The sequence below is a fragment of the Rhizobium leguminosarum bv. viciae USDA 2370 genome (genome assembly GCF_002008365.1).
Taxonomy (GTDB): Bacteria; Pseudomonadota; Alphaproteobacteria; order Rhizobiales; family Rhizobiaceae; genus Rhizobium; species Rhizobium leguminosarum.
In genome coordinates, this window is sequence record NZ_MRDL01000054.1 from 313,519 (window position 1) to 335,238 (window position 21,720).

A 21,720-nucleotide genomic window follows, 5' to 3' on the forward strand; every position below is an offset into this window, starting at 1 on the left:
AGGAATGAATGAGTTTTGAAAAGATCGCCGTTCTCGGCCTGGGCAAGGTCGGACGGCTGGCGGCGACGCTTTTGCATGAAGGCGGCTTCGAGGTCATCGGCGTCGACGCGCAATTGCCGCTGAGCGACGTCCCCTTCAAGTGCCGCACCGGCGACATCTCCGATCCCCAAGTGATCGGCGAACTGCTCTCGAATGTCGAGGCTGTGCTCTCCTGCCTGCCCTATCATTTGAACATCGAGCTGGCGCGCGCCGCCCATCTTGCCGGCATCCACTATTTCGATCTGACCGAAGACGTTCCCACAACCAATTTCATCATCGAGCTGTCGAAGACCGCCCGCGGCCTGATGGCGCCGCAATGCGGCCTGGCGCCGGGTTTTGTCGGCATCGTCGGCGCAAGCCTGGCCGACGGCTTCGATCGCTGCCGTTCGATCCGCATGCGCGTCGGCGCCCTGCCGCAGCATCCGACCGGACTGCTCGGCTACGCCTTCAACTGGTCGCCCGAGGGCGTCGTCAACGAATATCTGAACGACTGCGAGGTCATCGAGGGCGGTGTGCGCAAGCTCGTCTCGCCGATGGAATGGCACGAGACCGTCTATGTCGGGGGCGTCAAGCTCGAAGCCTTCACGACGTCGGGTGGCCTTGGCACCATGTGCGATACGATGCTCGGCAAGATCGACAATCTCGATTACAAGACCATGCGTTATCCCGGCCATATGGAGCTGATGAACTTCTTCTTCCATGAGCTATTGATGCGCGACAAGCGCAAGCTCGCCGGCGAGATCCTGACCAATGCCAAGCCGCCTGTTGAAGACGATGTCGTCTATGTCCATGTCGCCGCCGAAGGCACCGAGAATGGCAGCCTGCGCCGCAAGGAGTTCGTGCGCGCCTATTACCCGATCGAGATTGCCGGCGCGCGCCGCACGGCGATCGCCTGGACGACGTCAGCCTCCGTCGTCGCCGTCATCGAGATGGTCCGCGACGGCCTGCTGCCGGCAACCGGCTTCCTGCACCAGGAGCATATTCCGCTGGAGATGTTCCTGAAAACGCCAACTGGCAGCCTGTTCAAGGCGGGTGCGACTACAGCGCCGCGCGTCCCTTCAGACGCGCAAAGGACGCTGTAGCACTTTGAATTGCTGCATAATTTTATCCTTAAATCGATTTCGATTTAAGGAATTATGCAGTAGCCACCGCTGAGACACACTTTTCGGCGCGGCGACAACATCGATGCCGCCGCGCTGCAATTCCGCTCGTCGTATTGACGTCAGCAGGCGAGATCGGCGACGACGGAATCGAGGATCAGCATGCCGGACGGCGTGCAACGCAGCCGTGAATTGCCGATCCGCTCGATGAATTTGTGTTCGAGCAAGAATTCCTCGCGTTTCGGGTCGAGGTCGCGGCCCGAAAGCTGCTGCCAGCGGGCAAGATCGACGCCTTCCCTGAGCCGCAGCCCCATCAGCAGCAGCTCGTCGGACTGTTCCTCAAAGCCGAGCCGCTCCTCGTCGAGAATGCCGTGCCCGTCACGCTCGACCATGTCGAGCCAGGTTTCCGGCTTGCGCTCGGTCGCCGTCGCGAGCTTCTCCGGGCCACGCGTCAGCCGGCCATGGGCGCCTGGGCCGATGCCGGCATAATCGCCGTAGCGCCAGTAGGTCAGGTTATGCCGGCTTTCAGCCCCCGGCCGGGCATGATTGGAAACCTCATAGGCCGGCATGCCCTCGCGCGCGGTGATCTCCTGCGTCGCCTCGTAGAGCAATGCCGATTGCTCGCCGTCCGGCACGATCAGCTTGCCGGCCTTATGCAGGCCGTAGAAGGGCGTGCCTTCCTCGATGGTCAGCTGATAGAGCGAAAGGTGGTCGACCGCGTAGGAGATCGCCTCCTTCAGTTCCTTTTCCCATTCCTCGACCGTCTGGTCGGGCCGGGCATAGATCAGGTCGAAGGACATGCGCGGAAAGATGTCGCGCGCCAGCCTTATCGCCTTCAGCGCGTCGGCGACATCATGCAGCCGGCCGAGGAATTTCAGATCCCGGTCATTCAGCGCCTGCACGCCGAGCGAGACGCGATTGACGCCAGCCGCCCGATAGCCGCGGAAGCGTTCGGCCTCGACGCTCGAAGGGTTGGCCTCCATGGTGATCTCGATACCGGCAGGCACATGCCAGTGCCGCGCAATGCCGTCGAGAATGGCCGAAACCGTTTCCGGCTTCATCAGCGAGGGGGTGCCGCCGCCGAGGAAGATGCTCGTCACCGTCTTCGGCCCGCTCATGGATCGGACCGTCGCCATCTCCGTCAGGAAGGCTGATGTAAAGCGCTCCTGATCCACCGGCTGGTGGCGCACATGGCTGTTGAAGTCGCAATAGGGACACTTCGCCGCGCAGAAGGGCCAATGCACATAGACGCCGAAGCCCGGCTCGCCGGTATCGGGCAGCAGGGCCGCGTCGCGCGAGATGCTTGGCGTGTCGAGATTGACCACGGACCGACCTTATGCCTCCAGGCAGGTTTCGACAAAGAGTTTGAAGGCGCGGGCCCGGTGCGACAGCGCTTGCGGCTTGCCGACATTCCAGCCGTGTTTTTCTTCGCCGCTCATTTCGCCGAAGGTGATGCCGTAGCCCTCAGGCTGGAACACCGGATCGTAGCCGAAGCCCTGGGTGCCGCGCGGCGGCCAGACGACGCTGCCTTCCACCTCGCCGCGGAACAGCTCCGTGTGCCCATCCGGCCAGGCGAGGCAGAGCACGCTGATGAAACGCGCCGTGCGCTGTTCCGGCTTTGTCGCGCCCGCATCCTGCAGCGCCTTTTCCACTTTGCCCATCGCCATGTCGAAATCGCGCGTACCATCGGCCTTCTCCGCCCAATTGGCTGTGTAGACACCGGGATCGCCGCCGAGTGCGTCGACCACCAGCCCGGAATCGTCCGAAAGCGCCGGCATGCCGGCGGCATTGGCCGAGGCGACCGCCTTGATCGTCGCATTCTCCTCGAAGCTCGTGCCGGTCTCATCCGGTTCGACGAAGTTCAGCTCGGCGGCCGATTTGGCGGTGAAGCCGAGCGGCCCGATCAATTCCTGGATCTCGCGGATCTTGCCGGCATTGTGGCTGGCAACGACGATGGTCTTCGTTTCAAGCTTGCGCATTCAGATATCCTGTTCGATGCCCCAGATTTTAGCCTCCGCGCATTCCAGGCTGTTGCCGGCCGGATCGCGGAAATAGATCGAGCGGCCGCCGTTCGGCCAGCGCACCTCGGATTCGATCGCGACACCCGCCGCCGTCAGCCGTTCGGCCATGGCATCGATATTGCGGCCGGACACCCGGAAACAGGCATGGCCCTGGCCGGTCGTGCCATGCGGCGGCACCTGCAGTGCTTCAGGCGCCGGCGGCTTCACCGTTTGCTCGGGATTGAAGATCAAGAGAACGCCTGGCCCGCAGCGGAAGAAGACATGCCGATTGGCGGCGCGGGCGATCTTTTCAAGTCCGAGAACGTCTTCGTAGAACGTCTCGGCCTGGTCGAGATCCCGCGCATAGAGCGCCGTTTCCAACATGCCTTCCAGCATGGGGTTCATCCTTCGACGGCTTGCTTCTGCAGCGCCACGAGTTCGCCGATGCCGTTTCTGGCAAGCTGCATCAGCGAGGTGAATTCGCCTTCGCTGAACGGCGTGCCTTCGGCCGTTCCCTGGATCTCGACGATCCCGCCGGTTCCCGTCATGACGAAGTTCGCATCGGTCTCGGCCGAGGAGTCCTCGAGGTAATCGAGATCGATCACCGGCTGGCTGGCGAAGATGCCGCAGGAGATGGCGGCGACGTGATCCTTCAGGACCCGGTCGACCTTGATCATGTTGCGGCTTTCCATCCATTTCAGGCAGTCGTAAAGCGCGATCCAGCCGCCGGTGATCGAAGCGGTCCGCGTGCCGCCATCGGCTTGGATGACGTCGCAATCGAGCGTGATCTGCCGTTCGCCGAGCGCCTGCAGGTCGACGACGGCACGCAACGACCGGCCGATCAGCCGTTGGATTTCCTGGGTGCGGCCGCCCTGCTTGCCAGCGGCGGCCTCGCGCTTCATGCGTTCGCCGGTCGCCCGCGGCAGCATGCCGTATTCGGCCGTGACCCAGCCCTTGCCGGTATTGCGCAGCCATGGCGGCGTCTTTTCTTCGAGGCTCGCCGTGCAGAGCACATGCGTATCGCCGAACTTCACCAGGCAGGAGCCTTCCGCGTGCTTGGAAAAATTGCGCTCGAACGAGACCTTGCGCATCTGGTCGATTTTTCTGCCTGAAGGCCGCATTCTTATCTCCTGGAGTTTATTTGACCGCTTCTACGATTGGCGGCGCTCATTTGCAAATTCCCTTTTGCCACGGGTGCGAGTTTGACTTACTTTTCGGGAAGTATCATCAGCGCGGGTTCGAAAGCTTCATGGGCATCAGGTCGACGTCGGTTTCGGATGCCGTAGCTGCGCTGGACGAGCGCTCCAGGGAAATTTTTCGTCGCATCGTCGAAGGTTATCTGGAAAGCGGCGAGCCGCTCGGTTCGCGCAACCTGTCCCGGCTGCTGCCGATGTCGCTGTCGCCGGCCTCGGTGCGCAACGTCATGAGCGATCTCGAAGAGCTCGGCCTGATCTATTCGCCGCATGTCAGCGCAGGCCGGCTGCCGACCCAGATCGGCCTGCGCTTCTTCGTCGATGCCTTCATGCAGGTCGGCGACCTCTCCGCCGAGGAGCGCGCCAACATCGACCGGCAGGTGCGGGCCGAAAGCGGCGGCAACCCCGTGGAATCGATGATGAACGAGGCAAGCCGCATGCTATCCGGCATTTCGCGCGGCGCCGGCCTTGTCATCACCTCGAAAAGCGATCCGGTGCTGAAACATGTCGAGTTCATCCGGCTCGAGCCGACAAAGGCGCTCGCCGTGCTCGTCGGCGACCACGATCAGGTGGAAAACCGCATCATCGAGCTGCCGGCGGGCGTCACCTCCTCGCAGCTGACGGAGGCGGCGAATTTTCTCAATGCCCACATGTCCGGCCAGACCCTGCCGGAGCTTCGCAAACAACTAAGCCGGCTGAAGGACGACGTCCGTCATGAGCTCGATGCCCTGTCGCGCGATCTCGTCGAGCGCGGCATCGCTGTCTGGTCTGGTAGCCCGGACGAGGGAAAGCCCGCTCAGCTGATCATCCGCGGCCGCGCCAACCTGCTCGAGGGCCTGGCCGGCGCCGAGGATCTCGACCGGCTGCGCCTGCTGTTCGACGATCTCGAGAAGAAGGACAGCCTAATCGAGATTCTCAATCTCGCCGAAAGCGGTTCGGGGGTGCGCATCTTCATCGGTTCGGAAAACAAGCTCTTCTCGCTGTCCGGCTCGTCGCTGATCGTCGCGCCCTATCGTGATGATGATGATCGCATCGTCGGCGCCGTCGGCGTCATTGGCCCGACGCGGCTCAATTATTCCCGCATCGTGCCAATGGTGGACTATACAGCCCAACTCGTCTCCCGCCTTTCGCGCAATCAGCTTTGACGAAGCAGCTATCAAGTGTGCGGAATTTTCGCTTCTTTGTCACGCAGACTTGATTTTTTTCGGTCAAACCTCGATATCGGGCGCATCTGAAGACACCAACCGGAGACCGTCATGACCGATGACACGACGAAAAACGGACCTGACGCAACTGCGGCCGATGCCGCAGCCGACGCTGCCGCCTACGTCGAGAACGAAACTGCGCAGCAAGAGCCCGCCCAGCCGGACCCGATCGAGCTTCTGAAAGCCGAAAACGGCGAACTACGCGACCGCTATCTGCGCCTTGCTGCCGAGATGGACAATCTGCGCCGGCGCACCGAGCGCGAGGTGAAGGATGCCAAGTCCTATTCCGTCGCGGGTTTCGCGCGCGACATGCTCGCCGTCTCGGACAATCTGCGCCGCGCGCTTGATGCCATCTCTCCGGAGACCAAGGCTGCGGCCGATGCCGGCCTGAGCACGCTGATCGAGGGTGTCGAGATGACCGAGCGCGCCATGCTGTCGGCTCTCGAGCGCCATGGCGTTCGCAAGCTGGAGCCGGTTGGCCAGAAGTTCGATCCGAATTTCCATCAGGCGATGTTCGAGGTGCCGAACCCGGACGTGCCGAACAACACGGTCGTCCAGGTCGTGCAGGCAGGCTTCACCATCGGCGAGCGCGTGCTGCGCCCGGCCATGGTCGGCGTCGCCAAGGGCGGCCCGAAGCCGGCCGAAGCCGAAACCAACTCTGTCTTCGACGAGAAGGACGCCTGATATCATTTCCCTCTCCCTCGGGAGAGGGAGGCCAAAGGATCAGATGCGGGCGAAGCGTTCGATCAGCAGATCGAAGAAGCCGTCCGCATCGACATAGCGCATGACCCTGGCATTGCGCTTGCGCTCGGTCACATGCCACCAGTCGACGACCGTCATGCCGACGGTGAGTTCGGACTGGACCTCGATCTCGACATTGCAATCCCGGCCCTGGAAAAGCTCCGGCTTCAGCAGGTAGGCGACAACGGTCGGGTCGTGCAGCGGCCCGCCGTCGGAACCGTATTTCTCGATGTCGAAGCGTTCAAAGAATTCCAGCATCTCGACCATGGCCTTTGCCGGCGCCGTGCCGATCTCGGCCATGCGTTTCACCCGGTCCTTGCGGGTCAGCAATTGATGCGTCACGTCAAGCGGCATCATCACGATCGGAACGCCTGAGCGGAAGACGATGTCGGCGGCCTCGGGGTCGACATAGATGTTGAATTCGGCCGCCGGCGTGATGTTGCCGCCCTCGAAGAAGCCGCCGCCCATCATCACCAACTCGCGGATGCGGGGGACGATGTCGGGCGCCTTCTGGAAGGCCATGCCGATATTGGTGAGCGGCCCGAGCGTGCACAGCGTTACCGTGCCCTCCGGCTCGCGGCGCAGCGTCTCGATGATGAAGTCGACGGCATGGCCGGGCTGCAGCGCCATCGTCGGCTCGCTGAGTTCCGGACCGTCGAGGCCGGTCTTGCCGTGCACATGTTCGGCCGTTACCAGCTTGCGGGCGATCGGCGCATCGGCGCCGGCAAAAACCTTGGTCTCCGTCCGGCCGCAGAGCTCGCAGACGATGCGCGCATTGCGGCTGGTGAACGAAAGCGGCACGTTGCCGGCGACCGTGGTGATCCCCAAAACCTCCAGCTCATCGGGACTGCCGAAGGCAAGCATGATGGCGGCCGCGTCGTCCTGGCCGGGATCCGTGTCGATGATGATCTTTCTTGCGCTTGCCATTCCGATCGTTCCATCCTCGCACTGCGTGTTATCGGCATGCACCGATTTCTTCACTTCCCGTCACAAATCAGCACATTCCGCGCGGGCACGTTTTGATGCGAGGCAGCGGAGGCTTTGTCAAGGAAAGAGCCTGGCCGCCACCACCTCAAAATTGAGAGGGCGCGCCGACAGTCGCGCCCACGCCTTGCAGCGCCGGGCTCTTCTCCCCATATTAGCGGCATCCGGATGCTGCGTTTGAGGTCCGGGATGGTCGCTTGCGTCAAGGACTTGAAAAGAGATGAGCCGCATTACCCCTTTCGCCAGCCCCCTGCTTTTGGGCTTCGATGCCATGGAAAAGACGCTGGAGCGCATTTCCAAGGCGAGCGACGGATATCCGCCCTATAATATCGAACGCATCGGCGCCGACAGCGGCGCGCCGGAACGTTTGCGCATCACCCTTGCCGTGGCCGGCTTCAGCGAGGAGGAACTCGATGTCTCCATTGAGGAGAACCAGCTTCTGATCCGCGGCCGCCAGGTCGAACAGGGCGAGCGGGATTATCTCTATCGCGGCATCGCCGCCCGCCAGTTCCAGCGCACCTTCGTTCTTGCCGACGGCATGCAGGTGCTCGGCGCCGGCCTGAAGAACGGTCTGCTCTCCGTCGATCTAATTCGTCCGGAACCTGCGAGAATGGTCAAGAAAATTAACATTTCGGTCTCACAGTAGCACAACGGTTGTCGAACCGTTGGTCCCTTCTCCCGGAGGAACAGGAATGTTGATGAAAGAAGCCACGTCTCACTTGACCAAATCCGAGCTTGCCCATATCGGCAACGGCGAGGTCGCCTATATCAGAAAAATGCGGACCGATGAGGTCGCCAAGTGCTTTCCCGAGGCGCCGGATATCGATCCGACCGTCGATCTCTGGGCACTCTTCGGCGCCGACGGCACGCCGATCCTTTTGACGGACAACCGCTCCAGCACCTTCTTCAAAGCTGCCGAGGACGAGTTGAAGACGGTCAGCCTGCACTGACCGTCAGTTAGCGTCCGTCGCGTTTCAGCGCTCGTCCGGTGCGTGGCCGCTTATCCGATTTCGCTGCGGTTGAGGCTGCTTGTCGCGACCTATGCGCGGAGCCTCCTTTCGACGCCTTATGTGCGAAGACGTTGAAAATTCCAGGATTCGGTAGCACCTGTCACCAGGCCTATCGAGGGCAACTATGAGCCAGAGGCGGCCGACGAGTCGTGCTGGTTGCGGTCGTCGACGCGCGGAACGTTACTCAAACAAAAGCTCCGGCAAACAGCGTCGGTCAATCAACGGCCGGCGAAACGCTGTCTCGCGGCGTCGGTTACGGGTGTATAGAGGGCAACGCGTGTCCCCTCGGGATCGGAAATCTGCACTGTCCGATTGCCCCAAGGCAAATCCTTGGGGGCGTGCACGACCGTGACCTGGTCCTTGAGCCGTGCGAATTCCGCATCGACGTCCGATACCATGAACTCGAGAATGGCCGTCCTGTTGGCCCCGGGCTCCGCACTGCCTTCGCTGAACAAGGCCACGGTTTCCGCGCTGCCTATTGCGAGGCTCGCGCCGGGGGTGACGATCTCGGCGAAGAGGGGCGCAAGCCAGTCGGCGCGACAGCCCGTCACAAGCTCATAAAAGGCCACCATGCCGGTCATATCCGAGGCAATGAGGCGGGTGGATGCGAACTTCATGATCTTCTCCTTGGGTGCGCGACCGTCTCTTTCCTTGCTTTTGTGACATAGCCGTGCTGACAGCGTTGTGGCAGCAGGAGTCATCAGGCATGCGAAAAGCAGATCGACTTTTTCAGATCATCCAGATTCTTCGACGGTCGAGCCGCCCGGTGACCTCGTCTGAGCTTGCGGATGAACTTGATGTCGCGCGGCGAACCGTCTACCGCGATATCGCACACCTGATTGCCCAGCGTGTTCCAATCGAGGGTGAAGCGGGGTTCGGCTACGTCCTCGATCCGCGATATGACATGCCGCCGCTCATGCTGACGCCTGACGAGATCGAGGCCGTCGTGCTCGGCGTTCAAATGGTGGCAAGGTTGAATGACGCGGCCATGCGGAATGCCGCCAGCGATGTGATGGCCAAGATCACATCGGTCATGCCGCAGGACCTTCTTCCCTATATTGCCCAACCCGCCGTCGGCATCAAACCGGATGATGTCGGCGGCGATGTGACATGCGATACGCGTCCGCTCAGGTTGGCGATCAGGGAAGGCCGCAAGCTTGAGCTCGACTATCGCGCGGCGGATGAGACGATCACCAGCCGCATCGTCTGGCCTGTGCTTCTCGGCTATGCCGACACGCACAGCCTCTTGATCGCGTGGTGCCAATCGAAACAAGCCTTCCGTCATTTCCGCACGGAACGGATCCTCAAAGTCGAGATTCTCGGTGAATCCATAGGCATGTCCCGGAGCAAGCTGAGGCAGCGATGGCAGCAGTGGCGCGATGCCGAAATGCGGAATTCCCGTGGGGCGCAGTGACCGTTTCGGGGCCGTTAGCGGTCATTGATGGCACTTGCCGCACAATACCGGAAATCCGTCAGGCCTGCGCCTCATGCGATCTTTCGCGCCGAGGAACATCCCGGCGCGTTCGCCGACTTGTCGGCAGCCTCAGATCTTCCTGAATGTCAGATAGGCCGAAGACCGGCCCTCGCGCCTGGCCTTGGCCTCGTAACGTGTGCTCGGCCAGCCCTCATAGGGCGTCAGCCAATCCGCTGCATTGTTGGCTATCCAGTCGAAACCGCCATGGTCGCGGCATTTGATCAGCGTCCAGTTGACATAGGTGTCGATGTCGGAGGCGAAGCAGAACAGGCCGCCAGGCTTCAGCACGCGATGAAAGCGGTCGAGATTGGTTTTCGAGACGAAACGCCGTTTCCAGTGTTTCCGCTTCGGCCAGGGATCGGGATAAAGCAAGTCGATCTGATCGAGTGAGCCGTCCGGCAGCCAATCGAGCAGTTGCGTCGCGTCGTCATTATAGACGCGGATATTGGAGGCACCCGTCTCGCCGATGCGCGACAACAGCTTCTGCATGGAATTGACGAAGGGTTCGACACCGATGAAGCCGGTCGAAGCCGTCTCCAGCGCGCGGTGGATCAGGTGCTCGCCGCCGCCGAAACCGATTTCCAGCCGCAATCTCTCTACCGGAACCGGGAAGAGGGATGTCAGCGGCTCCGGGGGAGCCGCTGAGAGATCGATCAGGAATGCCGGCAGGAGACTGTTCAGCGTCTCGGCCTGCTGTTCGCGCAGAGCCTTGCCCTTGCGACGACCGAAGAAGGCTTCGGTCGCCCGGCCGCGGCGTTCCATATCCGTCATGCTTTATCTCAGGCCTTCACGCTTTCCTTGAGCGCCTTCACGAGGTCGGTGCGCTCCCAGGAGAACGAGCCGTCGCGGCCGGCCTTGCGGCCGAAATGGCCGTAAGCGGAGGTCTTGGCATAGATCGGCTTGTTGAGGTCGAGATGGCGGCGGATGCCGGTCGGCGAAAGGTCCATGTTCTTGCGGATCGCTGCCTCGATCTGATCCTCGGTGAACTTGCCGGTGCCGTGCAGGTCGACATAGATCGACAGCGGCTGGGCGACGCCGATCGCGTAGGAGATCTGGATCGTGCAACGGTCGGCAAGGCCGGCGGCGACGACGTTCTTGGCAAGATAGCGGGCGGCATAGGCGGCCGAACGGTCGACCTTCGTCGTGTCCTTGCCGGAGAATGCACCGCCGCCATGCGGAGCGGCACCGCCGTAGGTGTCGACGATGATCTTGCGGCCGGTGAGGCCCGCATCGCCGTCTGGTCCGCCGATGACGAACTTGCCGGTCGGGTTGATGTACCACTTGCAATCGTCAGCGATCTTCAGCTCGCCGAGCGCTTCGCGGATATAGGGCTCGACGACGGCGCGGACCTTGTTCGAATCCCAGCTCTCGTCGAGATGCTGGGTCGAAAGCACGATCGAGGTTGCTTCCGACGGCTTGCCGTCGACGTAACGCACGGTCACCTGGCTCTTGGCATCGGGGCCGAGCTTGGCAACTTCGCCGTCGCCCTTCTTGCGGGCAACCGCGAGCAGCTGCAGGATCTTGTGGGAATAATAGATCGGAGCCGGCATCAGGTCCGGCGTTTCGCGGCAGGCATAACCGAACATGATGCCCTGGTCGCCGGCGCCTTCGTCGCCCTGCTGGTCAGAAGCGCTGTCGACGCCCTGCGCGATGTCGGCCGACTGCGAGTGAAGCAGCACGTCGATCTTGGCCTTCTTCCAGTGGAAGCCATCCTGCTCGTAGCCGATATCCTTGATGGCGCGGCGAGCGGCGGCCTTGAACTTCGACGGGTTGATGACGTCCTTGCCGTCCTTGTCCTTCTTCATCAGGCTCGGCGGCAGACGAACTTCGCCGGCGATGACGACGCGGTTGGTCGTCGCCAGCGTTTCGCAGGCAATGCGCACGCCCCATGGATTGACGCCGGTCTTGGCCGCTTCGCGGTAGACCAAATCGACGATCTCGTCGGAGATGCGGTCACAGACTTTGTCCGGATGACCTTCGGCAACAGATTCGCTGGTAAAGAGATAATTCGCGCGCATTTCGGGATTCCCCTCAAAGAATAAAAGCCAGCTAGTAGGTACTCAGTTCGAGGGCCGATGACAAGCGCAGAAGGACATAAATATATCTTTATATCTGCGGCAAAGTGACAAATTTTGCCCCAAAAACGCAAAAAAGGCGGCCTTTCGACCGCCTTTCGAATTCTGCGATGGTCGTCGTTCAGTCGGCGTCGGCTTCAGCTGCCAAAGCTTTCACCAGCTCCACGACCTTGCGGCGAACCTTGGGATCGGAAATTTTGACGAAGGCGCGGTTGAGCTGCAGGCCTTCCGAGGAAGACAGGAAATCGACGACGTAATTCGAACTGGAGGCTTCGGCCATGCCGCCGCCGGCAGAATGTTCGCCGGGCGCGTCCTCGAAGAAAAAGGACACCGGAACATTGAGGATGTTCGAGATGTTCTGCAGACGGCTTGCGCCGACGCGGTTGGTGCCCTTTTCGTATTTCTGGATCTGCTGGAATGTGATGCCAAGGCTTTCGCCAAGCTTTTCCTGGCTCATGCCCAGCATCGTACGACGGAGGCGAATACGGCTGCCAACATGGATGTCGATCGGATTCGGCTTCTTTTTGTTTTCAATCATGGTCGTGCCCTAGCTAAGAATTTCAACCTGTTTCTAACCGGCATGCCCCTGATCCATCCCAAAACGCCACGTTGCAAGCGGTGAGGAACCCACCTTCAAACATACGTTAAGAACGCCGATTGTCATCACTATGCAATTTTAGGGGTTTTTGGTCAATTCAACCCGGAAATAAAACCTCTGCGAGAAATTAGCGCAATCAGAATCAGCAGCGCCTCGGTCAACCAGAAGTAAGTTTGCCGGGGGTATGTTGTTCCGCGCCCGTCGCTGATACTATCGAGCGTTGCATCGATGAAGCCGGTTTCCGCAAGATCGAGACCCGCAATAATTTCCCCATGGGCATTCACCAGCGCTGAAATGCCGCTATTGGCATCACGAATCAGCGGCAGGCCGGTTTCCACGGCCCGTACCCGCGCCTGCTGGAAATGCTGGTAGGGGCCGGGCGTCGCGCCGAACCAGGCATCATTGGTGATATTGAGGATCGCGTTGGCGTCTTTTATGTCGCCGGTCATTTCATCGGGGAAAATGATTTCGTAGCAGATCAGCGGATAGAGATTGAGCCCGCCGGGCAGCGTCAGCAGGTGCCGGCTTGCCGCGGCCGAAAACCCTCCCGGCATCTCGACGACGTTCTGGATGCCGAATCCGGTGAGCACGTCCTCGAAGGGCAGATATTCGCCGAAAGGCACCAGATGCACCTTGTCGGAGGCGGCGATGATCTGGCCGCGGCCGTCGATCACGTAAATGGAATTATAGTAGCGCACCGGGGTGCCCGGTCCCATTTCCTCGGCGCGTACGGCGCCGGCGATCAGGATCTGATTGTCGTCAAGCGTATCGGCGATCCGCGTGAGCGCATCCTGGTTGTCGGTGAGGATGAAGGGGATCGAGGTTTCCGGCCAGACGATGATATCGGGCTTGCGCCCGCCATTCTTCGGCGCTTCGGCTGACAGCTTCAGATGCGTCTCGAAGATCGCGGCGCGGTCGGCGTCGTTATCCATCTTCGCCGCCTGGTCGATGGCCGGCTGCACCAGCCGCACCACCGGCCGCTTGTCCTCCGGCAAGGCGTCCGGCCGCGGCGCGAGATGGAGAGCATAAGCGCCATAACCGAGATGGGCGGCAAAGAGCAGGACAGCAAGCGCGATGCCCGGCCGCGCCCCTTGCCGTGTCCCGGCAAGGGCAGGCGCGGAAAAGACGAAGACGGCAAGGGCCGTCACCCCCATCGCCCCGATCACATGTGCCGACTGCATCATCAGCGGAACCGGCATCATGCCGTAGCCGATGGCATTCCAGGGAAAGCCGGTGAGGATCACGCTTCGAAGCCATTCCATCAGCCCGAAGCCTGCCGCAAGGGCGGCGATCCGCCCCATGCCATCTGACCAGAAGATGCGGGCAAGGGCAGCCGCCAGCCCGTAGAAGATTGCAAGACAGGCCGGCAGCCCGAGGATTGCCAGCGGCAGCGCCCAGGCGAATTCTTCCTGATCGACCAGCAGCGCATGGCCGAGCCACCAGAGGCCGGCGACGAAATAGCCGAAGCCGAACAGCCAGCCGGTGGCAAACGCCGGCCATAGCCTGCCGATCAGGCCGCTTTCAGGCGAAGCCGCCGCCCCGTCGATCAGCCAGACGAGCAGTGTGAAGGAGACGAACATCGCCGCGAAAAAACCGATGGGCGGCAGCGCCAGAACCGCGAATGCCCCGGCGGCGATGGCCAGCAGCGACCGTTTGAAACCCCAGACGAGGATAACCCTGTCCGCAAGCCGCTCCATGCGCACTCCCATCAAACCGCGAATCAACCCGTTCGCAGTCTTTCAAAAAAGCGGCTCTTTGTCCCGTCAGTTGGGTGCTGTCAGTTCGCGGTCGATTCCGCCGGCCGGTCGTCGCCGGCCTCGGAGCCGGGGGAGATGTCGCCATCCAGCTTGGTCCGGCGGCGGATCGCATGGCGCTTGCGGGTGATGCGCAGCCGCTTGATGCGGCGCGGATCGGCGTCGAGGATGTGGAATTCGAAGCCCGGGAGCGCCTGGACGACTTCGCCGCGCACCGGGATGCGGCCGAGCGCCGAGAAGATCAGGCCGCCCAGCGTATCGACCTCGTCGACCTGCTCGCTGATGTCGAAATCCGGCCCGATCGCCGCGGCGATCTCTTCCAGTTCGACGCGCGCGTCGGCGATGAAGACGTCTTCGGCGACGCGCTTGAACATCACCTCTTCGTCGTCATGTTCGTCGTCGATGTCGCCGACCACCATCTCGACGATGTCCTCATGCGAGGCAAGCCCGTCGGTGCCGCCATACTCGTCGATGACGAGCGCCATCTGCGTGCGGTTCACCTGCATGCGACGCAACAGGTCGGACGCCAGCATCGACGGCGGCACGAACAGGATCTTGCGGATGATACCGGCTTCGGCCAGCGTCTTTTGCAGGTCGACGCGGGCGAGATCGAAATTCGTCTTGGCCGAACGCGTGGTCTTCTGGATGTTTTCGGGCGCAACCTCGATCGCCGGCACGGCAACGGCCGGTTTCGTCGGGCCGCGGCGCTTGTTGCGCGCCTGCTTGGCGACGTAGGAGAGCAGGTCGCGGATATGGACCATGCCACGCGGATCGTCGAGCGTATCGGCATAGACGGGCATGCGCGAGCGGCCGGATTCCTCAAAGAGGATCATCAGCTCGCCGATGGTGATATTCTGGTCGACCGCCTCGATATCGGCGCGCGGCACCATCACGTCGGCGACGCGCACCTCGCGAAAGCGCAGGATGTTGTTGAGCATCGCCCGTTCGTCGGGCGAAAAGGCGTCGTCGCCTGCCGCATCGGTCATCAGCGCGTCGGCGAGATCCTCGCGCAGTCGCGAGCCCTGCTGCGGGCGAAGGATGCGCGCGGCGCGCGACCAGAAGGATTGCGATCGGCCGGATGGCCGACTACTACTGCCTGCCTCGTCCGAAGAGGAGGATGACTCGGAGTCCTTGGCGTCTGCCGCCGGCTTCGTCGTAAAGTCGCTCATGGTTCCATTTTAAGGTCTTGACCCTCGTAGGGATCAGATAGGCCGAGCTGGGCCAAAATGCGAGTCTCCAGCCCCTCCATAATTTCGGCTTCGGCACTATTCATATGGTCGTAGCCGAGAAGATGCAAGAAACCGTGCACCAGAAGGTGGGTCAGGTGGTCGTCGAAACTCTTTTCCAGCTCGGCCGCTTCCCGCTCCAACGTCTCCCGGGCGATGATGATGTCGCCGAGCATCGGGCCGGGCATCTTGCCGGGCTGAACCGGAAAGGCCGGAAAGGAGAGCACATTGGTCGCCTTGTCCTTGCCGCGCCATTCGGCGTTGATGTCCTGGATCGAGGCATCGTCGGTGAAGACGAGCGAAACCTCGGGCGGCATCGTCGGGAAGGGCTGCTTCTCGCTGTCGCGGAGATAGACCACCGCGGCACCGAGCACGCGTTCGCAAAACGACAGCAGCGTCTCCTCGCCGGGCCAGCCGACGTCCTCAACGCTGATCTGGATGTCGAGTTCGGCCATTAGTCCTGCCGGCTGACTTCTTCGGTTTCGACGGCGTAAGTGGAATCATAGGCCCTAACGATGCGCCCGACCAGCGGATGGCGGACGACGTCGGTATCCTTGAAGCGCACGATCGAGATGCCCTCGACGCCGTTCAGAAGCTGCAAGGCCTCGACGAGGCCGGATTTGACGCCGCGCGGCAGGTCGATCTGGCTCGGGTCGCCGGTGACGATCATGCGGGCATTTTCGCCGAGACGCGTCAGGAACATCTTCATCTGCATCGACGTCGTATTCTGCGCTTCGTCGAGGATGATGGCGGCGTTGGCGAGCGTGCGGCCGCGCATGAAGGCGAGCGGCGCGATTTCGATGACGCCGGCGGTGATTGCCCGATCGACCTTGTCGGCAGGGATCATGTCGTAGAGCGCATCATAAAGCGGGCGAAGATAGGGGTCGACCTTTTCCTTCATGTCGCCGGGCAGGAAGCCGAGGCGCTCGCCGGCCTCGACGGCCGGGCGCGACAGGATGATCTTTTCGACCGCGCCACGCTCCAGGAGCTGAGCGGCATGGGCGACGGCGAGATAGGTCTTGCCGGTGCCGGCCGGGCCGACGCCGAAGACAAGCTCGGCGCGTTCCAGCGCCCTGATATAGGCATCCTGGGTCGGCGTACGGGCGATGATCGTCTTCTTGCGTGTGGAAACCTGTGCCATCGTCAGCTTGGCCTTGCGCTCCATGGTTGGCAGGCTGAGCTGATCGTCGGCGGCGACCGCCATACGGATTGCGCCCTCGACGTCGGATCGTTCCACGCTGCCGCCTTTCTGAAGCTTTTCATAGAGATAGTCGAGTGTGCGCCGCGCCTGGTTGGTGGTCACGATATCGCCTGTGATGACGACCGAATTGCCGCGCGCCCGCGCATCGATGTTCAGCCGTTGCTCGAGCAGTTTGAGGTTCTGGTCGAATTGACCGAAGAGCTCGCTGGCGAAGCGGTTGTTCTCGAACGTCAGGACGAAGTGATTGGTGTCGCTCGGCGTGCGGGGGTGGCGCGGTGAAGAAGAAACCAATTCTTGTCCGTTCAAGCGGTCGGGCTCCTTAGGTTAAACCGCAGCCTCTGCGCGTTCGGCAAACAGGCTGTTCGTTCCGGTTCCTGTGATTCGCACTTTGATAATGTCACCGATTTGCGATGCTTTTGCATCAACATTCACAGATTGAAGCCAGGGAGAACGTCCGATTAGTTGTTCCGGCATGCGACCGGGCTTTTCGAGCAACAGGTCAATCTCTTTGCCGATGCAGGATTCGGCAAATTCCTGCTGCTGCTTCAGGAGAAGCATTTGCAGGCGTTCCAGCCGTTCTGCCTTGATCTCTTCCGGCACCTGGTCCTTCAGTTCCGCGCCGGGTGTGCCCGGCCGTGTCGAGTATTTGAACGAGAAGGCCTGTGCATAACGGACCTCCTCCACAAGCCTCAGTGTATCCTCAAAATCCTTGTCTGTCTCCCCCGGAAAGCCGGTGATGAAATCGCCCGACAGTGCGATGTCAGGCCGCACCGTGCGGATGCGCGCAATCAGCGCCAGATATTCGGCCGCCGTATGACGCCGATTCATCGCTTTCAGGATGCGGTCCGAACCCGACTGCACCGGCAGGTGCAGATAGGGCATCAGCGCCCTGAGGTCCCGATGGGCATTGATCAGCCGGTCGTCCATGTCGCGCGGATGGCTTGTGGTATAGCGCAGCCGGGCAAGGCCGGGGATCTCGGCCAGCCGGTAGAGCAGGTCGCCGAGGCTCCATGCCTCGCCCCGCGGCCCGGCGCCGTGCCAGGCGTTGACGTTCTGCCCGAGCAGGGTGATCTCGCGCACCCCGCCTTCTGCGAGCTTTTCGGCTTCCTCGACGATCTGGGAAACCGGCCGCGACACTTCCGAGCCGCGTGTATAGGGCACGACACAGAAAGTGCAGAACTTGTCGCAGCCCTCCTGCACCGTCAGGAAGGCGGTAACGCCGCGGGCGCGGATCTTTCGGCTCTCGGCGATCGGCAGATGCTCGAATTTGTCTTCGATCGCATATTCGGTATCGACGACGCGCTGGCCTTGTTTGGCCCGGCGCAGCGCCTCCGGCAGGCGGTGATAGGTCTGCGGGCCGATGACGACGTCGACGGCAGGCGCGCGGCGCAGGATCTCCTCGCCTTCGGCCTGGGCGACACAGCCGGCAACGCCGATCATCATCTCCCGGCCGTCCGCCGCCTTCTTCTTTTTCATCTCGCGCAGCCGCCCAAGCGCCGAATAGACCTTCTCGGCCGCCTTCTCTCTGATATGGCAGGTGTTGAGGAGAACGAGATCCGCCTCTTCCATATCGTCCGTCGGCTCATAGCCGTCGCGGGCGAGGGCATCGCTCATGCGCGTCGAATCGTAGACGTTCATCTGGCAGCCGTAGGTCTTGATGAAGACCTTGCGGCTGTTGCTGCCGTCGCGGAGGGCCTCGTTGGGGCCCTCGTGGGGGATTGCCTTCGGGGCCGGGAGAAGGGCGCTGTCCTGTGTCATGGCGCGCTATTTAGTGGTTTTTGACGCCGGAGAAAATCGAAATCTTGTTTCAGGAGATTTCCCGCCCGCGCAGTCGGCTGTTCAGCAGGTTGCGGATGCGCAAGGCAATCGTCGCGCTCACCTCCTTGCGGCTGGTATCGGCACGGTAATCCACCGCCTCACCGAAGGAAACTTCGGCGTCGATGGCGCCGCAGCGCACGATATCGATGAGATGCGGCAAGAGGTCGAGATCCCCCGGCCAGGCGGCGAGCCGCCGGTGATAGCGCCCCATGGCGATGCCGTGCACCCGGGTATAGGCAACCGCCACCGGCTGCACCACGACCGTTCCCGTCGGCGACGTCGGCACCGCCATCGCGGCAGCGCCGAACAGCGACGACTTGACCTCGAGCAGCCGGTTGCCGTCCGAGGTCGTGCCCTCGGGGAAGAGCACGACAATCTCACCGTCGGCCATGCGCCCGGCGATCTCGTTTGCCTGATGGCCGGTCTTGCGCCGCTCCTCACGCACGACGAAGACACTCTTCTGCAGTTTGGCGAGCGTGCCGAAGATCGGCCAGTCGCGCACCTCGATCTTGGCAATGAAGACGACGTCGGCAACGGCCGACATCACCATGATATCCAGCCAGGAGGAATGGTTGGAACAGAGCATCAGCGGCCGGCGATCTTCCAGCTTGCCGCTCACGCGGACGCGGATGCCGAGGCAATAGCAGACGATCCGGTGCCAGACGCGCGGCAGGCTGCGGCGCAGCCGCCAGTCGAAACGCAGCGCCAGCACCTGCAGCGGCATGAGCACGATGCTGACGGCAAGGATGACGACCGCGGCGAAGGCGATGCGCAACCAGGCGATCAAATGCTGGTCTCCCGGGCTGCCATTGCTTCAGAGGTCTTCCTTCTTCAACGGCACGCCGTAGAGCTCCAGCCGGTGGTCGACCAGCCGGAAGCCGTGTTCGCGGGCGATGCGCTCCTGCAGCGCCTCGATCTCCGGCGAGCGGAATTCGATGACCGTGCCGGTCTTCAGGTCGATCAGATGGTCATGGTGTTCTTCCGGCACCGTTTCGTAGCGCGAGCGCCCGTCGCGGAAGTCGTGCCGGGCGATGATGCCGGCATCCTCGAACAGTTTCACGGTGCGATAGACGGTCGAGATCGAGATCTTAGCATCGACCTTCACCGAGCGGCGGTAGAGTTCTTCGACGTCGGGATGGTCTTCCGAGTCTTCCAGGATGCGCGCGATCACGCGGCGCTGCTCGGTCATGCGCATGCCGCGTTCGGTGCAAAGCTCCTCAAGGGTCTTGGCTACATCAGTCATCGCCGGCCTATAGAGACATTCGTGTTTCGACAACGCCGCACGGCATTTGCGCCGGCCTGCATGTCATCTTGCTGCCAGGGAACTACCGAAGAACGCGCTTCATGACAAGCGCCGTGGAGAGGGCGCCGTTTTCCTGTCTGTAGTAACCCTGACGTTCGCCGACCTTTTCGAAGCCGAGCTTGCGGTAGAGGCCAAGCGCTGCCGTATTGCCGTTGTCGACCTCGAGAAACATGCTCTCGCCGCCGCGCGACCGCGCTTCCCGCATCGCCGCCTGCATCAGCCGCCAGCCCAGTCCGGCACGGGCGACCTTCGCCTGCACGGCAATGGTCAGGATTTCAGCCTCGCCGGCGACATGGCGGGCAAGAATGAAACCCGGAAGCGGCTTTTTCAGGATGGCATTGGTCTGGCGCGCGACGAAGCCGAACACAGTGTCCTGCATCAGCAGGCCGTGAAATTCACCGTCGCCCCAGGGCCGGGCGAAGCGCTCGCCGTGCAGGACGGCGACATCGCGGCAATCCTCGCGCTCCATGGCGATGATCTCGAATTCCGGTTTCAGCGTCAGATAGGCTTCCAGCATCGTCATACTCGTCGCGCAATCGCGTATCCGGCCTGCGGTTTGGCATCGGGTCCGCGCAGATAAAGGGGCTTCGGCTTTCCGGCATCGGGGGAGGCGGCAGCGCCCAGGCGCGCCACGATGGAGATCGGGAACCTGTTGGTGTGATCGCCGCCGGCGTCGGCCTTCAGCAGCGCCGTCGCCGAACCGGTGATCTCGCCGTCGAAGCCGGCAGCAAATGCCTGTGCTTCTGCAACGCTGACTGCCCGTGGCGTGTCGAGGGACGAACCGTCGGCTGCGAAGGACTGGAGGTAGATCTCGTCGCGCTTGGCATCCATCGCCGCCAGCACGGCGCGATGAGGCGTCTTGTCGCGCTGGGCTGAGGCCATGACTTCGAGTGTCGTGATGCCGACGGCCGGCACATTGAGGGAGAGCGCAAAACCGCGGGCTGCGGCAACACCGACGCGGATACCGGTAAAGGAGCCGGGACCGATGGTGACGGCAAGGCGGTCGATATGAGAAAGTGCCAGTCCCGCCTGATCCAGCGCGCGATCGACGATACCAATCAGATGTTCAGCATGCCCCTTGCCGATCATGTCCGATGCCTCCCCCAGCACCGTATCCCTGCCGCTGTCATAGACGGCGGCAGCGCAGTCCACACCTGCCGTGTCGAGCGCCAGAATGATCATGCCATCAATTTCCGAATAAACTAGTGTCGCCTATCGATAAATCCGTTCGGCCGAACCTGAGGTGAACGGCCGGACGAATTCAAGATTTTTAAGCGGCAATCACTTCCTGCACTTCCGGAACGAAATGGCGCAGCAGGTTCTGCACGCCGTGCTTCAGTGTTGCCGTCGAAGACGGGCAGCCGGCGCAGGAACCCTTCATGTTCAGATAGACCTTGCCGTCCTTGAAGCCGCGGAAGGTGATGTCGCCGCCGTCTTGGGCAACGGCCGGGCGCACGCGAGTTTCCAGAAGCTCCTTGATGGTCAGCACGATCGATTCATCGCCTTCGTCGAAGAATTCGTCGCCGGCATCGGCGTCTTCGGAAAGGATGGAGGCGTCGCCCATGACCGGCTTGCCGGACATGAAGTGCTCCATGATCGAGCCTAATATAGCCGGCTTAAGATGTTGCCAGTCGGCATTGTCCTTGGAGACGGAAATGAAATCATAGCCGAAATAGACGCCGGTGACGCCTGATATTTCGAACAGGCGGGCGGCGAGCGGCGAGGCTGCAGCCTCCTCAGTGCTGCGGAACTCGGCCGTGCCGTTTTCCATCACCACCTTGCCCGGCAGGAACTTCTGCGTGGCAGGGTTCGGCGTGGCTTCGGTCTGAATGAACATCTGGTTCTCCATGCGGCCGGCCCATGGTCTCGGCCGTCTTTAGAATTCTTCAAAAGAAGATAAGCCGATTGACGGCGCTAATCAAGAGACTTGTACTCAAGAAAAGCTAGAACAGGATGATTTTAGGCCCGGTTGGCCTAAAATCTGAATCCTGTTCTAAAT

Annotated in this window: 25 protein-coding genes; 6 read left to right on the plus strand and 19 right to left on the minus strand. The window is 61.8% G+C overall.

Annotated elements, in window-relative coordinates:
• Window positions 1-8: 8 nt before the first annotated feature.
• Window positions 9-1,121, plus strand: a complete 1,113-nt coding sequence (locus BS629_RS33320) for a saccharopine dehydrogenase family protein (RefSeq protein WP_018244483.1) — start codon at window positions 9-11, stop codon at window positions 1,119-1,121.
• 140 nt (window positions 1,122-1,261) lie between these two features.
• Here the strand turns inward: BS629_RS33320 and hemW are convergent, their stop codons facing one another.
• The 4 genes from hemW to rph are packed head-to-tail and all read right to left on the minus strand — an operon-like array spanning window position 1,262 to window position 4,260.
• Complete coding sequence (hemW, locus tag BS629_RS33325) at window positions 1,262-2,464, minus strand: radical SAM family heme chaperone HemW (protein ID WP_018244484.1); 1,203 nt, start codon at window positions 2,462-2,464, stop codon at window positions 1,262-1,264.
• A gap of 9 nt (window positions 2,465-2,473) precedes the next feature.
• Window positions 2,474-3,118: an RdgB/HAM1 family non-canonical purine NTP pyrophosphatase gene (gene rdgB, locus BS629_RS33330; RefSeq protein ID WP_018244485.1), complete on the minus strand. Its 645-nt coding sequence runs from the start codon at window positions 3,116-3,118 to the stop codon at window positions 2,474-2,476.
• Entirely contained in the window at window positions 3,119-3,544 is a 426-nt protein-coding gene (locus BS629_RS33335; protein ID WP_018244486.1) for a VOC family protein, read from the minus strand.
• Complete coding sequence (gene rph, locus BS629_RS33340) at window positions 3,541-4,260, minus strand: ribonuclease PH (protein WP_011650181.1); 720 nt, start codon at window positions 4,258-4,260, stop codon at window positions 3,541-3,543. The genes BS629_RS33335 and rph overlap by 4 nt, the downstream gene beginning before the upstream one ends.
• 128 nt (window positions 4,261-4,388) lie before the next feature.
• Here rph and hrcA point away from each other — a divergent pair, with 128 nt between their 5' ends.
• Window positions 4,389-5,477, plus strand: coding sequence for a heat-inducible transcriptional repressor HrcA (gene hrcA, locus BS629_RS33345; RefSeq protein ID WP_018244487.1), 1,089 nt, complete (start codon window positions 4,389-4,391; stop codon window positions 5,475-5,477).
• Window positions 5,478-5,588: 111 nt separating this feature from the next.
• Entirely contained in the window at window positions 5,589-6,221 is a 633-nt protein-coding gene (gene grpE, locus BS629_RS33350; protein ID WP_018244488.1) for a nucleotide exchange factor GrpE, read from the plus strand.
• A gap of 39 nt (window positions 6,222-6,260) precedes the next feature.
• Here grpE and BS629_RS33355 read toward each other — a convergent pair whose 3' ends face one another.
• Entirely contained in the window at window positions 6,261-7,205 is a 945-nt protein-coding gene (locus BS629_RS33355; protein WP_026188587.1) for a nucleoside hydrolase, read from the minus strand.
• 277 nt (window positions 7,206-7,482) lie between these two features.
• Between BS629_RS33355 and BS629_RS33360 the strand changes: the two genes are divergently transcribed.
• Both BS629_RS33360 and BS629_RS33365 read left to right on the plus strand, forming a co-directional pair.
• Window positions 7,483-7,908: an Hsp20 family protein gene (locus BS629_RS33360; RefSeq protein WP_003583826.1), complete on the plus strand. Its 426-nt coding sequence runs from the start codon at window positions 7,483-7,485 to the stop codon at window positions 7,906-7,908.
• 46 nt (window positions 7,909-7,954) lie between these two features.
• Window positions 7,955-8,212, plus strand: a complete 258-nt coding sequence (locus BS629_RS33365) for a BQ00720 family protein (RefSeq protein ID WP_003556039.1) — start codon at window positions 7,955-7,957, stop codon at window positions 8,210-8,212.
• A 278-nt stretch (window positions 8,213-8,490) separates the two neighbouring features.
• Here BS629_RS33365 and BS629_RS33370 read toward each other — a convergent pair whose 3' ends face one another.
• A complete protein-coding gene (locus tag BS629_RS33370) occupies window positions 8,491-8,889 on the minus strand; it encodes a VOC family protein (RefSeq protein ID WP_018244490.1) in 399 nt (132 codons plus the stop codon).
• Window positions 8,890-8,978: 89 nt separating this feature from the next.
• On the opposite strand from BS629_RS33370, the gene BS629_RS33375 reads away from it, so the two are divergent.
• A complete protein-coding gene (locus BS629_RS33375) occupies window positions 8,979-9,686 on the plus strand; it encodes a helix-turn-helix transcriptional regulator (protein WP_018244491.1) in 708 nt (235 codons plus the stop codon).
• 129 nt (window positions 9,687-9,815) lie between these two features.
• On the opposite strand, the gene trmB is transcribed toward BS629_RS33375, so the two are convergent.
• From trmB to BS629_RS33440, 13 genes are all read right to left on the minus strand, one after another.
• A complete protein-coding gene (gene trmB / locus BS629_RS33380; protein WP_018244492.1) occupies window positions 9,816-10,517 on the minus strand; it encodes a tRNA (guanine(46)-N(7))-methyltransferase TrmB in 702 nt (233 codons plus the stop codon).
• An 8-nt stretch (window positions 10,518-10,525) separates the two neighbouring features.
• Complete coding sequence (gene metK / locus BS629_RS33385) at window positions 10,526-11,764, minus strand: methionine adenosyltransferase (RefSeq protein WP_018244493.1); 1,239 nt, start codon at window positions 11,762-11,764, stop codon at window positions 10,526-10,528.
• A 178-nt stretch (window positions 11,765-11,942) separates the two neighbouring features.
• Window positions 11,943-12,359, minus strand: a complete 417-nt coding sequence (locus tag BS629_RS33390) for a helix-turn-helix domain-containing protein (protein WP_018244494.1) — start codon at window positions 12,357-12,359, stop codon at window positions 11,943-11,945.
• A 152-nt stretch (window positions 12,360-12,511) separates the two neighbouring features.
• Window positions 12,512-14,116: an apolipoprotein N-acyltransferase gene (lnt, locus tag BS629_RS33395; RefSeq protein ID WP_026188588.1), complete on the minus strand. Its 1,605-nt coding sequence runs from the start codon at window positions 14,114-14,116 to the stop codon at window positions 12,512-12,514.
• Window positions 14,117-14,196: 80 nt separating this feature from the next.
• Entirely contained in the window at window positions 14,197-15,342 is a 1,146-nt protein-coding gene (locus tag BS629_RS33400) for a hemolysin family protein (protein WP_018244496.1), read from the minus strand.
• Window positions 15,339-15,854, minus strand: a complete 516-nt coding sequence (gene ybeY / locus BS629_RS33405) for an rRNA maturation RNase YbeY (protein ID WP_018244497.1) — start codon at window positions 15,852-15,854, stop codon at window positions 15,339-15,341. Before ybeY ends, BS629_RS33400 begins: the two co-directional genes overlap by 4 nt.
• Window positions 15,854-16,906 carry a PhoH family protein gene (locus tag BS629_RS33410; RefSeq protein ID WP_018244498.1) on the minus strand — a complete coding sequence of 351 codons (1,053 nt, stop codon included), beginning with the start codon at window positions 16,904-16,906 and terminating at the stop codon, window positions 15,854-15,856. Before BS629_RS33410 ends, ybeY begins: the two co-directional genes overlap by 1 nt.
• A gap of 18 nt (window positions 16,907-16,924) precedes the next feature.
• A complete protein-coding gene (gene miaB, locus BS629_RS33415; RefSeq protein WP_018244499.1) occupies window positions 16,925-18,358 on the minus strand; it encodes a tRNA (N6-isopentenyl adenosine(37)-C2)-methylthiotransferase MiaB in 1,434 nt (477 codons plus the stop codon).
• A gap of 49 nt (window positions 18,359-18,407) precedes the next feature.
• The gene (olsA, locus tag BS629_RS33420) at window positions 18,408-19,205 is read right to left on the minus strand and encodes a lyso-ornithine lipid O-acyltransferase (RefSeq protein ID WP_018244500.1); all 798 of its coding nucleotides are present in this window, start codon (window positions 19,203-19,205) and stop codon (window positions 18,408-18,410) included.
• A gap of 27 nt (window positions 19,206-19,232) precedes the next feature.
• Complete coding sequence (locus tag BS629_RS33425) at window positions 19,233-19,661, minus strand: Fur family transcriptional regulator (RefSeq protein WP_003544875.1); 429 nt, start codon at window positions 19,659-19,661, stop codon at window positions 19,233-19,235.
• Window positions 19,662-19,743: 82 nt separating this feature from the next.
• On the minus strand, window positions 19,744-20,244 hold the full coding sequence (locus BS629_RS33430) for a GNAT family N-acetyltransferase (RefSeq protein ID WP_018244501.1): 501 nt from the start codon (window positions 20,242-20,244) through the stop codon (window positions 19,744-19,746).
• The gene (gene tsaB, locus BS629_RS33435; RefSeq protein WP_018244502.1) at window positions 20,241-20,903 is read right to left on the minus strand and encodes a tRNA (adenosine(37)-N6)-threonylcarbamoyltransferase complex dimerization subunit type 1 TsaB; all 663 of its coding nucleotides are present in this window, start codon (window positions 20,901-20,903) and stop codon (window positions 20,241-20,243) included. Before tsaB ends, BS629_RS33430 begins: the two co-directional genes overlap by 4 nt.
• A gap of 88 nt (window positions 20,904-20,991) precedes the next feature.
• Complete coding sequence (locus BS629_RS33440; RefSeq protein ID WP_018447786.1) at window positions 20,992-21,558, minus strand: NifU family protein; 567 nt, start codon at window positions 21,556-21,558, stop codon at window positions 20,992-20,994.
• Window positions 21,559-21,720 lie beyond the last annotated feature (162 nt).

Excerpts from the sequence above, each read along its gene's own strand:
- BS629_RS33370 (WP_018244490.1), bottom strand. The coding sequence starts at position 8,889 with ATGAAGTTCGCATCCACCCGCCTCATTGCCTCGGATATGACCGGCATG.
- BS629_RS33320 (WP_018244483.1), top strand. The coding sequence starts at position 9 with ATGAGTTTTGAAAAGATCGCCGTTCTCGGCCTGGGCAAGGTCGGACGG.
- metK (WP_018244493.1), bottom strand. The coding sequence starts at position 11,764 with ATGCGCGCGAATTATCTCTTTACCAGCGAATCTGTTGCCGAAGGTCAT.
- miaB (WP_018244499.1), bottom strand. The coding sequence starts at position 18,358 with ATGACACAGGACAGCGCCCTTCTCCCGGCCCCGAAGGCAATCCCCCAC.
- BS629_RS33375 (WP_018244491.1), top strand. The coding sequence starts at position 8,979 with ATGCGAAAAGCAGATCGACTTTTTCAGATCATCCAGATTCTTCGACGG.
- grpE (WP_018244488.1), top strand. The coding sequence starts at position 5,589 with ATGACCGATGACACGACGAAAAACGGACCTGACGCAACTGCGGCCGAT.
- BS629_RS33365 (WP_003556039.1), top strand. The coding sequence starts at position 7,955 with ATGTTGATGAAAGAAGCCACGTCTCACTTGACCAAATCCGAGCTTGCC.
- rph (WP_011650181.1), bottom strand. The coding sequence starts at position 4,260 with ATGCGGCCTTCAGGCAGAAAAATCGACCAGATGCGCAAGGTCTCGTTC.
- trmB (WP_018244492.1), bottom strand. The coding sequence starts at position 10,517 with ATGACGGATATGGAACGCCGCGGCCGGGCGACCGAAGCCTTCTTCGGT.
- BS629_RS33355 (WP_026188587.1), bottom strand. The coding sequence starts at position 7,205 with ATGGCAAGCGCAAGAAAGATCATCATCGACACGGATCCCGGCCAGGAC.
- BS629_RS33390 (WP_018244494.1), bottom strand. The coding sequence starts at position 12,359 with ATGATTGAAAACAAAAAGAAGCCGAATCCGATCGACATCCATGTTGGC.
- BS629_RS33430 (WP_018244501.1), bottom strand. The coding sequence starts at position 20,244 with ATGACGATGCTGGAAGCCTATCTGACGCTGAAACCGGAATTCGAGATC.
- lnt (WP_026188588.1), bottom strand. The coding sequence starts at position 14,116 with ATGGAGCGGCTTGCGGACAGGGTTATCCTCGTCTGGGGTTTCAAACGG.
- BS629_RS33440 (WP_018447786.1), bottom strand. The coding sequence starts at position 21,558 with ATGTTCATTCAGACCGAAGCCACGCCGAACCCTGCCACGCAGAAGTTC.
- rdgB (WP_018244485.1), bottom strand. The coding sequence starts at position 3,118 with ATGCGCAAGCTTGAAACGAAGACCATCGTCGTTGCCAGCCACAATGCC.
- BS629_RS33335 (WP_018244486.1), bottom strand. The coding sequence starts at position 3,544 with ATGAACCCCATGCTGGAAGGCATGTTGGAAACGGCGCTCTATGCGCGG.
- BS629_RS33360 (WP_003583826.1), top strand. The coding sequence starts at position 7,483 with ATGAGCCGCATTACCCCTTTCGCCAGCCCCCTGCTTTTGGGCTTCGAT.
- ybeY (WP_018244497.1), bottom strand. The coding sequence starts at position 15,854 with ATGGCCGAACTCGACATCCAGATCAGCGTTGAGGACGTCGGCTGGCCC.
- BS629_RS33400 (WP_018244496.1), bottom strand. The coding sequence starts at position 15,342 with ATGAGCGACTTTACGACGAAGCCGGCGGCAGACGCCAAGGACTCCGAG.
- hrcA (WP_018244487.1), top strand. The coding sequence starts at position 4,389 with ATGGGCATCAGGTCGACGTCGGTTTCGGATGCCGTAGCTGCGCTGGAC.
- tsaB (WP_018244502.1), bottom strand. The coding sequence starts at position 20,903 with ATGATCATTCTGGCGCTCGACACGGCAGGTGTGGACTGCGCTGCCGCC.
- BS629_RS33425 (WP_003544875.1), bottom strand. The coding sequence starts at position 19,661 with ATGACTGATGTAGCCAAGACCCTTGAGGAGCTTTGCACCGAACGCGGC.